Origin of the sequence: Variovorax sp. WDL1, assembly GCF_001541225.1 — a bacterium.
Taxonomy (GTDB): domain Bacteria; phylum Pseudomonadota; class Gammaproteobacteria; order Burkholderiales; family Burkholderiaceae_C; genus Variovorax.
Genome location: NZ_LMTS01000168.1, coordinates 1 through 376 on the forward strand (window position 1 = coordinate 1; position 376 = coordinate 376).

General features: G+C 67.6%; 1 protein-coding gene. It reads left to right on the top strand.

Going from position 1 to position 376, the window contains the following annotated elements:
* A partial coding sequence (locus APY03_RS23720) for a TIGR03745 family integrating conjugative element membrane protein (RefSeq protein WP_198161282.1) occupies positions 1-333 on the top strand: 333 nt, incomplete at its 5' end.
* Positions 334-376: the final 43 nt, after the last annotated feature.

A 376-nucleotide genomic window follows, 5' to 3' on the forward strand; every position in this document is an offset into this window, starting at 1 on the left:
TTTGCCCAGCGCGCCGCCGTGGCCCTGGGCGCCGCCGCGCTGCCCGCACTGTCGTTCGCACAAGGCCTGCCACAGTTGGAGAACCCGACGCGCGGCACCGGCAACGGCATCATGGAGACGATCCGCAACTACGGCTACGACATCATCATGCTCGTGGCCCTGCTGGTGGTGGCGTCGATGTTCATCGGCGTCTGCTATCACGCCTACGGCACCTACGCGGAGATCCACACCGGCCGCAAGACCTGGGGCCAGTTCGGCCTCACGGTCGCCATCGGCGCGGTGCTGCTCGTGATCGGCATCTGGCTGCTCACCGAAGCCACCGGCATCCTGTAAGCGAGGCCGGTATGTCCGAGCAGCAGCACGTCCGTGCGGACGG